Below are 12,105 nucleotides of genomic sequence, written 5' to 3'. Positions count from 1 at the left end.
GTTTTGCCGCCCTTTGCAGGCGGCAAGTTGCGGTTACAGCACGCGGGTTTTTAGCGACAGGCCGTTAAAACCGACCTCAAGCTCATCGCCGCTGGCGAGCGGGCCCACACCTTCCGGCGTGCCGGTGAGGATCACATCGCCCGGCTTCAGGGTGAAGAAACGGCTCATGTAGGCGATCAGCGGCACAATCTTGTGGATCATATCTGCCGTGGTGCCCTGCTGGCGGATCTCGCCGTTAACCTTCAGGCTGAGCGGAGTGTCCTGCGGATCGTTGGTAAATTCATTCACCGGAACAAACCCTGAAATCGGACATGCGTTATCAAAGCCTTTGGCTTTTTCCCACGGCTGCCCTGCCTTCTTCATTTTGCCCTGCACGTCGCGCAGGGTCAGATCCAGCGCCACGCCGTAGCCAGCAATCGCTTTCTCGACATGCTCTTCGGAAGCCTGGCGCAGCGTGGCGCCGATCAGCACGGCAAGCTCTACTTCGTGATGCACCGACCCCAGCCCCTGCGGCAGCGCCAGCGGCTGGCGGATGTCGCATAGCGCCGTCTCGGGCTTAATAAACAGGACCGGCTCTTCTGGGGTTGCGCTGCCCATCTCCTGAATATGCTTCGCATAGTTGCTGCCCACGCAGACCACTTTGCTGACGGGATAATCCAGTAATGCACCTTGCCAGTTATGATGTTGATACATGCTCGACCCCTAATCGGTTGATGTGTTATGCCCGAAAACAGCTGAGGCTATTTTTTCCCGGACGCCTCGAGGTGCTGTTTTAATAAATTCTCAGGCGGCGGTGGAAGCTGTAAATAATAGCCCTGCTCGGCTAATGCCGTTTTCACTTTTTCCAGATCGGCATTCACCAGTTTCTTACGGCCGTCCAGCGGCAGCAGCATCGCCAGCTGTGGTCGGCCAAAGCTCTTCATTAATTCTTCCGGCACGCGTGAAAAATCGTCTTTCTTTTCGACATAAAGATAGGTCTGGTCACGGCTTGTACTTCTGTAGATCACACAAAACATGTTTTTACTCTGAATTAATCGGTGGTTGCTTGCCTCAATATACTCCTGACTATAACATGCCTGATACTCTTCGGAATATCGCAGCGAATGGTTGCGGTTAATAGCAAATTGAGTAAGGCCAGGATGTCAAACACGCCCATCGAGCTTAAAGGCAGTAGCTTCACCTTATCAGTGGTTCATTTGCATGATGCAAAACCCGAGGTTATTCGTCAGGCGTTAGAAGACAAAATCGCCCAGGCTCCCGCCTTTCTGAAGCACGCCCCCGTCGTCATCAACGTCAGCGGTCTTGAGGCACCGGTTAACTGGACACGTCTCCAGCAGGCGGTCTCCTCTACCGGGCTGCGTATTGTCGGCATCAGCGGCTGCAAAGATCCCGAGCTGAAAGCGGAAATCGACCGTGCGGGGCTGCCTCTTCTTAATGAAGGCAAAGAAAAAACCCCACGTGCAGCACCCGCTGCCGTACAAACGCCCCCTCCTGCGGCGCAAAACGTTACCGCTCTCACAAAAACGCGAATGATTGATGTGCCGGTTCGTTCCGGTCAGCGCATTTATGCGCCAAACTGTGATCTAATTGTTACAAGCCACGTCAGTGCTGGCGCAGAGCTTATTGCAGATGGCAATATTCACGTTTACGGTATGATGCGTGGACGTGCGCTCGCGGGCGCAAGTGGCGATCGGGACGCGCAAATATTTTGTACTCACCTGACGGCGGAACTGGTGTCCATCGCAGGTGAATATTGGCTGAGCGACAAGATCCCAGCCGAATTTTATGGCAAAGCGGCTCGCCTGCTTCTGGCAGACGACGCGTTGACCGTTCAACCGTTGAATTAATCCCTTTTTAACAAGGAATTTCTATGGCACGCATTATTGTTGTTACTTCGGGTAAAGGAGGCGTTGGCAAGACCACCTCCAGCGCGGCCATCGCTACTGGTTTGGCCCAGAAGGGAAAGAAAACCGTCGTTATCGACTTCGATATCGGTCTGCGTAACCTCGACCTCATCATGGGATGTGAGCGTCGCGTCGTATATGACTTCGTGAACGTCATTCAGGGCGATGCCACGCTGAACCAGGCGCTGATTAAAGACAAGCGCACCGAGAACCTCTTCATTCTTCCGGCTTCTCAGACGCGTGATAAAGATGCCCTGACCCGTGAAGGCGTGGAAAAGGTACTCGACGAGCTGAAAAAAATGGAGTTCGACTTCATCGTCTGTGACTCCCCTGCCGGCATTGAAACCGGTGCCCTGATGGCGCTCTACTTTGCTGATGAAGCGATCATCACCACCAACCCGGAAGTCTCCTCCGTGCGTGACTCCGACCGTATTCTCGGTATTCTGGCTTCCAAATCCCGCCGTGCGGAAAATGGCCAGGATCCGATTAAAGAGCACCTGCTGCTGACCCGCTATAACCCGGGTCGCGTAAACAAAGGTGACATGCTGAGCATGGAAGACGTGCTGGAGATCCTGCGCATTAAACTGGTTGGCGTTATCCCGGAAGACCAGTCCGTGTTACGCGCCTCTAACCAGGGCGAGCCCGTGATCCTTGATACAACGGCAGATGCAGGTAAAGCTTACGCCGATACCGTTGACCGTCTGCTGGGAGAAGAACGTCCTTTCCGCTTCATTGAAGAAGAGAAGAAAGGTTTCCTCAAACGCCTGTTCGGAGGATAAGTTATGGCATTACTGGACTTTTTTCTCTCGCGGAAAAAAAGCACCGCCAACATCGCAAAAGAACGCCTGCAAATTATCGTTGCGGAGCGTCGTCGTAGCGACGCCGAGCCTCACTACCTGCCGCAGCTGCGCAAGGACATCCTGGAAGTGATCTGTAAGTATGTGCAGATTGACCCGGAGATGGTCACCGTACAGCTGGAGCAAAAAGACGGGGATATTTCGATTCTGGAGCTGAACGTAACGCTTCCGGAAGCGGAAGAGTCGCGTCCGTAGGTTCCTGGTGTCGTAGCCCCGGTAAGCGCAGCGCCACCGGGGGAATATGCCGGGTATATCGCCCGGCATATTTTTATCGCGGATAACCTTCCAGCAAGGTATTCAGGCGATCGGCCATCAATACCCCGCGCCAGCCAGCCATCAGTTCCGGCACGCCATTCTGCGGTTTCAGCTTCCAGTGCCAGTTCAGCAGCTGGTTAATTTGTCTGCGTGACGCCAGCAGTTCAGCGCTCAGCTTGCTTTCCGTTGCGACATCCTGCACCAGCGCTTTGATATCCTTAAATGCTTTACGATAGCCCGGCATATCCATGAGATTCAGCAGCGTCTCAGGCAGTGCGTCCTCCGGCAGCGCCTGCGCTTTGGCGACCAGCGCCAGCAGGGTTTTACCATGGAAACGGATCTCGCTGCCGGAAAGGCCAATGCTGTCCAGTTCGCCCAGACTGCCCGGCATATAGCGCGCGACCGCCCAGAGATGCTCTTCACGCACCACAAAATTCACGGCCAGATCGCGCTCGCGCGCTTTACGCAAACGCCAGTCCGCTAACAGCTGCAGGCAGGCCAGCTGACGCGTGCGAAGCTGCCAGGCGTTGGTGATATCACGCCAGGCCTCTTTCGGGTCGACCACTTCCTGGCGACGCTGCTGCGTCATACGGCACTCGTCCAGCGCGGCAGACAGCCAGCCGGAGGCTTCCGCCTCTTTCATCAGCTGTCCGGCAATCGGCAGCAGGTAAAACACGTCTGCCGCCGCATATTCCAGCTGACGCTCGGTAAGCGGACGGGCCAGCCAGTCGGTACGGGATTCACTTTTATCCAGCGTCAGGCCCGTGTACTCCTCCACCATGGCGGCAAAGCCCCACGACAGCGGACGACCGCTGAACGCCGCGAGGATCTGCGTATCAATCAGCGGCTGAGGCATGATGCCAAAGGTGTTAAGAAAGACTTCCAGATCTTCACTGCCCGCGTGCAGATATTTCGTTACCGCAGTATCCAGCAGCAGGTCTCGCATCGGCGCCCAGTCGGTAATGCCGAGCGGGTCGATCAGCGAGACGTGCTTACCGTCGTACATCTGTATCAAACCCAGCTGTGGATAATAGGTGCGAGTACGGACAAACTCGGTATCCAGAGCGATGGCAGGAAAGTCGCGCGTCACTTCGCACAGCGAAGCCAGCTCGTCGTTGGTCGTGATCATCTGGTAATTCAAATCGGATTCTCTTTTGTTTGCGCCCATAAAAAACGCCGGCTTAACCGGCGTCTGGGCGATTAACGTGAAGCTCAGGCCTTATTGTCTACTTTGGCACGGGCTTCGTCACGTAATTCTCGTCGTAATATCTTCCCGACGTTGGATTTCGGCAGCTCATCGCGGAATTCCACCAGCTTCGGCACCTTATAGCCCGTCAGCTGACGGCGACAAAACGTTATCAGCGCTTCCTCGGTAAGAGAAGGATCTTTCTTGACCACAAATATCTTCACCGCTTCACCGCTGCTGCCGGAAGGAACGCCCACCGCCGCCACTTCCAGCACGCCGCTGTGCTGCATCACCACGTCTTCGATTTCGTTCGGATAGACGTTGAAGCCGGAGACCAGGATCATATCTTTTTTGCGATCGACGATGCGCAGGAAGCCTTCGTCATCCATCACCGCAATATCGCCGGTGTGAAGCCAGCCGTCTTTAATGATTTCGTCGGTCGCATCAGGACGCTGCCAGTAACCCAGCATCACCTGCGGCCCTCTGACGCACAGCTCGCCCGGCTCGCCGTGAGGAACTTCGTTATCCTCATCATCCACCAGCTTTGCTTCCGTCGACGGGACCGGCAGGCCGATGCTGCCGCTGTGGTAGTCGATATCGTGCGGGTTGACGCTCACCAGCGGGGCACACTCCGTCAGGCCGTAGCCTTCCAGCAGATATTGCCCGGTTAGCTTCACCCAGCGCTCGGCCACCGCCTGCTGAACCGGCATGCCGCCGCCCGCGGAGAGATGCAGCGTGGAGAAATCAAGCTGCTGGAACTCTTTGTTGTTGAGCAGCGCGTTAAACAGGGTGTTCACCCCGGTCATGGCGGTAAACGGGTATTTTGCCAGCTCTTTCACCAGACCCGGGATATCGCGCGGGTTGGTGATCAATACGTTTTGCCCGCCCAGCTCGATAAACAGCAGGCAGTTCATGGTCAGCGCGAAGATGTGATACAGCGGCAGCGCGGTGATTACCAGCTCTTTACCCGGATGCAGCAGCGGCCCGTAGGTGGCATTGACCTGCTCAAGGTTCGCCAGCATGTTGCGGTGGGTCAGCATCGCCCCTTTGGCCACGCCGGTGGTGCCGCCTGTGTATTGCAGGAAGGCCAGGTCTTCGGAGACGACTTCAGGCTTGACGTACTGCATGCGATAGCCCGCATGCAGCGCGCGGCGGAAAGAGATAGCATCCGGCAGATGGTATTTTGGTACCAGACGTTTGACGTATTTAACGACAAAGTTAACCAGCGTCCCTTTGGCGGTGGAAAGCTGATCGCCCATGCGCGTCAGGATGACATGCTTCACCTGGGTTTTGTCGACCACTTTTTCCAGGGTATGGGCAAAGTTAGAAACAATGACAATCGCCACCGCCCCGCTGTCGTTCAGCTGATGTTCCAGCTCGCGCGGCGTGTAAAGCGGGTTAACGTTGACCACAATCATCCCGGCACGCAGGATGCCAAACAGCGCCACCGGGTATTGCAGCAGGTTCGGCATCATCAGCGCGACGCGATCCCCTTTTTGCAGCCCAAGTCCTTCCTGCAGATAAGCCGCAAACGCCCGGCTACGCTCCTCAAGCTTACGGAACGTCATCACCTCGCCCATATTCACAAACGCGGGCTGGTCTGCGTAACGTCTTACCGAGTGCTCAAATAATTCCACCAGGGATTGATAACGGTCAGGATTGATCTCCGCAGGCACATCTGCGGGATAACGGTTAAGCCAAACCTTTTGCAATGCATCACCTCTGAAATGAGTGTTCGTCGTCATCACAGCCCCGATAATAAACAGTTTGTTAACATTATATTAACTCAGCGTACCAGTTTATTAATTGTTCAGATTGCAGGTTGCGAAGCGCGTCACTCTTTTTTTTCGTTTTATCCGTAAAAAAACAGAGACAGCGGCTGAGCCGCTGTCTCTTTCTTAACAATAACAGTAAGTTACTCAGTTACGATCGTTTGCACCTGTGCAGGGCCCGGGTTATACCAGCCCCATCCCGGATAACCGTAACGGTAAGGATGTGGGCCCCACATCCACGGGTCGATTGGCTGAGGCGGCATCACCACCTGCTGGGCGATACGCCAGCGCTTATAGCCGTTCACCTGCATGGTCATAAATTTATACGGCGTGTTGCCGATTTTGCCCTGCACCGAACCGGTAATCGGCCCGACAACGGTTACCAGCTGTCCGCGAAAATCGACCGGGTCGAGGAAACCACTAACGTCGGCATAGATACGCCCGCGAGAGGCTTCACCGAGTACGGGACGCGCGCCGCTGTCGAGCGGTACCGTGGCTATTTCCAGACGGGTTTTCCCCTGCTGGTTCTGAACGTCGATCACTTTCCCACCGAAGCGGGCTTCCTGGCCGACGTAAAGCTCGGGCGCATTCATTACCCGAACCAGATCCTGCTGTGGCGTCGGGCTGCTGCCCTTGATCGCATCAGGTACGGTTACGCAACCGCTCAGTGCTATGGCAACCGCGCCTGCCATAAAAAGGCGTACTACTTTAGTCTGAACCGCCATGATGCGACTCCTTTTTCTCAGTTCCTGTTACTGAGATTCATTCGCGGCCCGGAAGTTTCTTCCACGCGACGGTGTTTCGCAAATAAACCGGCTCCGCATGCTCAACGGCAACGGTTTTTCCTGCTGCAAGCAGTTGACGGGCAATCGGGAGCATATCTTCTGCCGCAGGCAGGAGCATGTTGCCGTCCACCAGCGTCACGCCGGTGCCGCTCGCCATCTCTGGCCACGCCGGCCAGCCCGTGCCGACCGTCGCCCACTCGCCGGACAGCTGCTTCAGGCGCTCAGTAACGGCTTCAGGCTTAAGCACTGCTTCCGTCTCTTCGCCGTGCCACACGCCGTTTTCATCGCGGGTATATTCCGCCCAGTAAACTTCACCCATGCGAGCGTCAATAGCGGCGAGCACGCGGGTCGCGCCCGTCATGCGCCAGGCACCCTCCGCCATCGTCGCAAGCGTAGAGACGCCGATCATCGGCAGATCAGCGCCCAGCGCCAGCCCCTGCGCGATGCCAATCCCAATGCGCACGCCCGTAAAGCTGCCGGGGCCGCGGCCAAAGGCCAGCGCGTCGAGGTCGGTTAAGGTGGTGTTGCCCTGGGTTAAAATGGCTTTTACCAGGGGCAGAATACGCTGGGTGTGTTCCCGTGGGCACTCTTCGAAATGAGCAGAAACAGCACCGTCGTTTAACAGAGCAACAGAGCAAGCCTCTGTCGCGGTATCAATAGCCAGAATTCGCATCAGTCGTCGCGCTCTCGCAAGGGTCAGTCACAAAATGGCGCGCATCTTAGCACACTCCGGAGCGAATTACTCCGCCGTTGGGTTTGCCAGGAAACGCACCGCGCGTTTAATGTCCCGCGTACGCGGGGCGGGCGGCAGGCTGGCGAGGAACGTTGCGCCGTAAGGACGCATCACCAGGCGGTTATCGCAGATGACCAGCACGCCGCGATCGGTGACGTCACGGATTAAGCGCCCTACCCCCTGCTTAAGCGTAATGACCGCATCCGGCAGCTGAACCTCGTCAAACGGATCGCCGCCGCGCAGACGGCAGTCTTCCATCCGCGCCTTGAGCAGCGGATCGTCCGGCGACGTGAACGGCAGCTTATCGATGATCACCAGCGAGAGCGTGTCGCCGCGCACGTCCACCCCTTCCCAGAAGCTGCTGGTTGCCACCAGCAGGGCGTTACCGGCGCTGACAAACTGCTGGAGCAGCTGGCCTTTGCTGGTTTCCCCCTGCAGCAGCACCGGGAGGGTCATGGTGGCGCGAAACTGCTCGGCGAGATCGCGCATCATGGCGTGTGAGGTGCAGAGCATAAAGCAGCGCCCGTTGTTGGCCTCAATCATCGGCTTGAGCATCGCTGCGAGATGCCGCGCCGCCCCCGGCTGGTTCGGCAGCGGGAGATTGCGTGGCACGCAGAGTAGCGCCTGCTTTTCGTAATCAAACGGGCTGGGCAGCAGCAGTGATTCCGCCTGCTCAATACCGAGGCGCTCGGTGAAGTGGTGCAGATCGTCATTTACAGACAGGGTTGCGGAAGTGAAGATCCAGCTTCCCGGCTTCTGCGCCATCACCTCTTTGAATTTATCGGCCACCGTCAGCGGCGTGAGCGCCAGGGTAAAGTGGCGCGAGGTGCATTCATACCAGTAGCTGTACCCCGGCTGGTTGATCTCTTTTAGCCGTTTGAGCCGCCCGCGATAGAGCGTGGCGCGTTCGAAGGCGGCGTCAAGCAGCGCGGAGCGTCCGAGGGACAGCTTCGCCACGTCGTAGCAAAGCTCAAGTGCATCATCGAGCAGCAGCAGCGCGCGCTGGATATTTTTGTCCGCCAGCAGTTCGCGCAGGTTGCCGCGATAGCCCGGCTCGCCAAGCTGTAAGCGGAAATCCTGCGCGCTTTGCGCCAGACGGTCGGCGCACTTCTGCAGCTGCTGGGTATCTTTGAGTTCGGTCCGGTAGGCAATGGTAAAATCTTTCGCCAGATCCTGTAGCTGGCGGCTGGAGAGCGACTGGCCGAAATACTGGCTGGCGATATCCGGCAACTGATGGGCTTCATCGAAGATCATCACGTCCGCCTCCGGGATCAGCTCGCCGAAACCGCTGTCCTTAACCACCATGTCCGCGAGGAACAGGTGGTGGTTCACTACCACCACGTCTGCGTCCATCGCGGTTTTGCGCGCTTTCACCACAAAACAGTCTTTATACAGCGGGCAGTCGCTACCGAGGCAGTTGTCGTTGGTGCTGGTCACCAGCGGCCAGGCCGGGGAGTCTTCCGGCACGCTCGCGCAGGTGCTGATATCGCCCTCTTCGGTCTGGTTCGCCCAGGCGCGCAGGATGATGACGTCGCTCAGGGTTTGTACCGGCAGATCGCCGCCGGCCAGCGCCTGCTGTTCAAGTCGCTCCAGGCAAAGGTAGTTCGATCGCCCTTTCAGCAGTGCCAGGCGTCCTTTGTATTTCAGCGCTTTTGCTACGGTAGGCAGATCGCGGCTGTAGAGCTGATCCTGCAGCGCTTTCGATCCGGTGGAAATTATCACTTTCTTTTTCGCCCGCAGCGCCGGCGCAAGGTAAGCATAGGTCTTACCCGTGCCGGTTCCGGCTTCAACCACCAGCGGCTGGGCCTGATCAATGGCGCGGGCAACGGCGTGCGCCATCTGTCGCTGAGGCTCACGGGGCTTGAAGCCGGGGATCGCCTGCGCTAATTGACCTTCAGGGGAAAAATCGTCTGCCACGTTGCTCTCTCACTGTATTTTTGCACAGGGATTATGTCAGCCCATCTTCTCCTGTGCCACCCCAAATAGTGACGACGGCAGAACAATATGGCAGTCTTGCCGCCTGACGACGAAAAATAACGAGGAAACGTTTATGACAATTGTGCGCATTGATGCCGAAGCCCGCTGGTCTGATGTGGTGATCCATAACCAGACGCTGTATTACACCGGTGTACCGTCAAATCTGGACGCGGATGCGTTCGAACAGACGGCGAATACCCTGGCGCAGATTGATGCCGTGCTGAAAAAACAGGGCAGCGATAAATCCCGCATTCTGGATGCGACCATTTTCCTGGCAAATAAAGACGATTTCGCGGCGATGAACAAAGCCTGGGATGCGTGGGTGGTAGCGGGTCACGCGCCTGTACGCTGCACCGTACAGGCCACGCTGATGAAACCGGAATACAAGGTTGAGATCAAGATTATCGCGGCGGTTTAAGCCCGGTTACTCTTCATCTTCATCCTCAAAACGCGCCACGATCCGCTCGCCGGTATGGGTGGCGCGCAGCTCCTCCGCCACCTGGGAAATCGCCTGTCCGCTGCTCATCCCCTGGGACATCAGTTCCTGAATTCGCTCAACCGCTTTCTGCTGCTGTTCATGGCTCAGAGAAGGTAAACCTGCAAACATCGTCAACTCCTGCTAAATTATTCGCGCTAATTATTTCACGCTGCCCGGTAGTATGCCATACATGAACATGCGCTTCCCCACTGTTGTTACCTTACCCTGGCGCGCTGACGCCGCTGAGTTCTGGTTTGCCCGTCTGAGCCATCTTCCCTTTGCCATGCTGCTGCACTCCGGCCATGCGGATCACCCGTACAGCCGCTTCGATATTCTGGTGGCCGATCCGCTGAAGACGCTGACGACCGACGATCTGTCGACGACGGACGATCCGCTGATGCAGCTTCAGCAGGAAATCAACGCGCTGGGCTTATCCGCTACCCCTAACCTGGACCTGCCCTTCCAGGGCGGCGCGCTGGGCCTGTTTGGCTACGATTTGGGTCGCCGCTTCGAAATGCTGCCCGAGCATGCGCAGGCGGATATTGCCCTGCCGGACATGGCCGTGGGGCTGTATGACTGGGCGTTGATTGTGGACCACCAGAAAAAAAGGGTCTCCCTGCTGAGCCATGATGACGTGCAGGCGCGTCTGGCCTGGCTTGAGGCACAGAAGCCTGCTCCAGCTGAGGCGTTCACCCTGACCTCCGGCTGGCGCTCGAACATGACCGCGCCGGAATACGCGGAAAAATTCTCCCGCGTGCAGGCCTATCTGCAAAGCGGCGACTGCTATCAGGTTAACCTTGCCCAGCGGTTCCAGGCAGCATACCAGGGGGACGAGTGGCAGGCGTTTACCCGTCTCAATGCCAGCAACAGGGCTCCGTTCAGCGCGTTCGTACGTCTGAAACAGGGGGCCATCCTCAGCCTGTCGCCGGAGCGTTTTATCCATCTGGCGGAAGGGACGATTCAGACCCGCCCGATTAAAGGCACGCTGCCGCGCCTTGCCGATCCGGACGCCGATCGCCAGCAGGCGGAGAAACTCGCCGGGTCACCGAAGGATCGCGCCGAAAACCTGATGATTGTCGACCTGATGCGTAACGATATTGGCCGGGTCGCCGAACCAGGCAGCGTGCGCGTGCCGGAGCTGTTCGTCGTCGAACCTTTCCCGGCAGTGCATCATCTGGTCAGCACCATCACCGCGCGTCTGCCCGCCTCTCGCACCGCCTGCGATCTGCTCCGGGCCGCGTTCCCGGGCGGCTCCATCACCGGTGCGCCAAAAATTCGCGCCATGGAAATCATCGACGAACTGGAACCGCACCGCCGCAACGCCTGGTGCGGCAGCATCGGCTATATCAGCCTGTGCGGCACCATGGATACCAGCATTACCATTCGCACGCTGACGGCCTGCGGCGGCAATCTGTACTGTTCCGCGGGCGGCGGCATTGTGGCGGACAGCCAGGTCGAGGCGGAATATCAGGAAACCTTTGATAAGGTGAACCGCATCCTGAAGCAACTGGAGAACTAACGGTGGAGAAAGAGAACCTGACGCTGGATGATTTTCTGTCGCGCTTTCAGCTGCTACGGCCGCAGGTCAACCGCGCCACGCTGAATCAGCGTCAGGCGGCGGTGCTGATCCCGGTGGTGCGCCGGGAACAGCCGGGCCTGCTGCTTACGCAGCGTTCGCCGCATATGCGCAAACACGCCGGTCAGGTGGCCTTCCCGGGAGGCGCGGTGGACAGCACCGATGCGTCGCTGATTGCCGCCGCGCTGCGGGAAGCGCAGGAGGAGGTGGCGATCCCGCCTGACGCGGTGGAAGTCATCGGCGTGCTGCCGCCCGTCGACAGCGTGACCGGCTTTCAGGTCACGCCGGTCGTCGGCATTATCCCCCCCAATCTTCAGTATCATGCCAGCGTCGACGAAGTCTCTGCGGTGTTTGAGATGCCGCTTGAAGAGGCGCTCCGGCTAAGCCGCTATCATCCGCTGGATATCCATCGCCGGGGGCATGACCATCGGGTCTGGTTGTCCTGGTATCAGCATTATTTTGTCTGGGGCATGACGGCGGGCATCATTCGTGAACTGGCGCTACAAATCGGCCTGAAGCCTTGACTATACTTTACATTCCAGCCTTTTTTGCAGGTTTGCGATCCGCGTCGCGCTATTAGCA

The 12,105-nt window shown here is 57.6% G+C and carries 14 protein-coding genes; 6 read left to right on the top strand and 8 right to left on the bottom strand.

Features of this window, described 5'->3' with window-relative positions:
• Window positions 1-33 precede the first annotated feature (33 nt).
• A complete protein-coding gene (locus tag IM265_RS01280; protein WP_028013519.1) occupies window positions 34-693 on the bottom strand; it encodes a fumarylacetoacetate hydrolase family protein in 660 nt (219 codons plus the stop codon).
• Between the two features lie 47 nt (window positions 694-740).
• Window positions 741-1,016, bottom strand: a complete 276-nt coding sequence (locus IM265_RS01275; RefSeq protein ID WP_063154453.1) for a YcgL domain-containing protein — start codon at window positions 1,014-1,016, stop codon at window positions 741-743.
• A gap of 123 nt (window positions 1,017-1,139) precedes the next feature.
• Here IM265_RS01275 and minC point away from each other — a divergent pair, with 123 nt between their 5' ends.
• The 3 genes from minC to minE are packed head-to-tail and all read left to right on the top strand — an operon-like array spanning window position 1,140 to window position 2,956.
• On the top strand, window positions 1,140-1,847 hold the full coding sequence (gene minC / locus IM265_RS01270; RefSeq protein WP_028013521.1) for a septum site-determining protein MinC: 708 nt from the start codon (window positions 1,140-1,142) through the stop codon (window positions 1,845-1,847).
• 23 nt (window positions 1,848-1,870) lie between these two features.
• Window positions 1,871-2,683, top strand: a complete 813-nt coding sequence (gene minD, locus IM265_RS01265) for a septum site-determining protein MinD (protein ID WP_028013522.1) — start codon at window positions 1,871-1,873, stop codon at window positions 2,681-2,683.
• 3 nt (window positions 2,684-2,686) lie between these two features.
• A complete protein-coding gene (gene minE, locus IM265_RS01260) occupies window positions 2,687-2,956 on the top strand; it encodes a cell division topological specificity factor MinE (protein WP_010432714.1) in 270 nt (89 codons plus the stop codon).
• A 73-nt stretch (window positions 2,957-3,029) separates the two neighbouring features.
• Here the strand turns inward: minE and rnd are convergent, their stop codons facing one another.
• From rnd to IM265_RS01235, 5 genes are all read right to left on the bottom strand, one after another.
• Window positions 3,030-4,157 (bottom strand): ribonuclease D, encoded by a 1,128-nt coding sequence (rnd, locus tag IM265_RS01255; RefSeq protein WP_028013523.1) that lies wholly within the window; start codon window positions 4,155-4,157, stop codon window positions 3,030-3,032.
• A 71-nt stretch (window positions 4,158-4,228) separates the two neighbouring features.
• Window positions 4,229-5,914: a long-chain-fatty-acid--CoA ligase FadD gene (gene fadD / locus IM265_RS01250; protein WP_072252102.1), complete on the bottom strand. Its 1,686-nt coding sequence runs from the start codon at window positions 5,912-5,914 to the stop codon at window positions 4,229-4,231.
• 203 nt (window positions 5,915-6,117) lie between these two features.
• Window positions 6,118-6,699 carry a Slp family lipoprotein gene (locus IM265_RS01245; RefSeq protein ID WP_041909497.1) on the bottom strand — a complete coding sequence of 194 codons (582 nt, stop codon included), beginning with the start codon at window positions 6,697-6,699 and terminating at the stop codon, window positions 6,118-6,120.
• 37 nt (window positions 6,700-6,736) lie between these two features.
• Entirely contained in the window at window positions 6,737-7,432 is a 696-nt protein-coding gene (gene tsaB, locus IM265_RS01240) for a tRNA (adenosine(37)-N6)-threonylcarbamoyltransferase complex dimerization subunit type 1 TsaB (RefSeq protein WP_047367799.1), read from the bottom strand.
• Between the two features lie 66 nt (window positions 7,433-7,498).
• Window positions 7,499-9,409 carry an ATP-dependent DNA helicase gene (locus IM265_RS01235; protein ID WP_182035259.1) on the bottom strand — a complete coding sequence of 637 codons (1,911 nt, stop codon included), beginning with the start codon at window positions 9,407-9,409 and terminating at the stop codon, window positions 7,499-7,501.
• A gap of 133 nt (window positions 9,410-9,542) precedes the next feature.
• On the opposite strand from IM265_RS01235, the gene IM265_RS01230 reads away from it, so the two are divergent.
• Window positions 9,543-9,887, top strand: a complete 345-nt coding sequence (locus IM265_RS01230; protein ID WP_041909491.1) for a RidA family protein — start codon at window positions 9,543-9,545, stop codon at window positions 9,885-9,887.
• A gap of 6 nt (window positions 9,888-9,893) precedes the next feature.
• Here the strand turns inward: IM265_RS01230 and IM265_RS01225 are convergent, their stop codons facing one another.
• Window positions 9,894-10,076: a YoaH family protein gene (locus IM265_RS01225; RefSeq protein ID WP_008500497.1), complete on the bottom strand. Its 183-nt coding sequence runs from the start codon at window positions 10,074-10,076 to the stop codon at window positions 9,894-9,896.
• 61 nt (window positions 10,077-10,137) lie between these two features.
• On the opposite strand from IM265_RS01225, the gene pabB reads away from it, so the two are divergent.
• On the top strand, window positions 10,138-11,466 hold the full coding sequence (gene pabB / locus IM265_RS01220) for an aminodeoxychorismate synthase component 1 (protein WP_182035267.1): 1,329 nt from the start codon (window positions 10,138-10,140) through the stop codon (window positions 11,464-11,466).
• 2 nt (window positions 11,467-11,468) lie between these two features.
• Window positions 11,469-12,047 (top strand): CoA pyrophosphatase, encoded by a 579-nt coding sequence (locus tag IM265_RS01215; protein ID WP_028013530.1) that lies wholly within the window; start codon window positions 11,469-11,471, stop codon window positions 12,045-12,047.
• The last annotated feature ends 58 nt before the right edge of the window (window positions 12,048-12,105 follow it).

It is taken from the genome of Enterobacter cloacae complex sp. P17RS, from assembly GCF_014895885.1.
GTDB classification, from domain to species: Bacteria; Pseudomonadota; Gammaproteobacteria; order Enterobacterales; family Enterobacteriaceae; genus Enterobacter; species Enterobacter bugandensis.
The sequence above is the reverse complement of the archived record's forward strand: the minus strand, read 5'-3'. Positions and strand labels throughout refer to the sequence as shown.

Excerpts from the sequence above, each read along its gene's own strand:
- IM265_RS01280 (WP_028013519.1), bottom strand. The coding sequence starts at position 693 with ATGTATCAACATCATAACTGGCAAGGTGCATTACTGGATTATCCCGTC.
- IM265_RS01275 (WP_063154453.1), bottom strand. The coding sequence starts at position 1,016 with ATGTTTTGTGTGATCTACAGAAGTACAAGCCGTGACCAGACCTATCTT.
- minC (WP_028013521.1), top strand. The coding sequence starts at position 1,140 with ATGTCAAACACGCCCATCGAGCTTAAAGGCAGTAGCTTCACCTTATCA.
- minD (WP_028013522.1), top strand. The coding sequence starts at position 1,871 with ATGGCACGCATTATTGTTGTTACTTCGGGTAAAGGAGGCGTTGGCAAG.
- minE (WP_010432714.1), top strand. The coding sequence starts at position 2,687 with ATGGCATTACTGGACTTTTTTCTCTCGCGGAAAAAAAGCACCGCCAAC.
- IM265_RS01245 (WP_041909497.1), bottom strand. The coding sequence starts at position 6,699 with ATGGCGGTTCAGACTAAAGTAGTACGCCTTTTTATGGCAGGCGCGGTT.
- tsaB (WP_047367799.1), bottom strand. The coding sequence starts at position 7,432 with ATGCGAATTCTGGCTATTGATACCGCGACAGAGGCTTGCTCTGTTGCT.
- IM265_RS01230 (WP_041909491.1), top strand. The coding sequence starts at position 9,543 with ATGACAATTGTGCGCATTGATGCCGAAGCCCGCTGGTCTGATGTGGTG.
- IM265_RS01225 (WP_008500497.1), bottom strand. The coding sequence starts at position 10,076 with ATGTTTGCAGGTTTACCTTCTCTGAGCCATGAACAGCAGCAGAAAGCG.
- pabB (WP_182035267.1), top strand. The coding sequence starts at position 10,138 with ATGAACATGCGCTTCCCCACTGTTGTTACCTTACCCTGGCGCGCTGAC.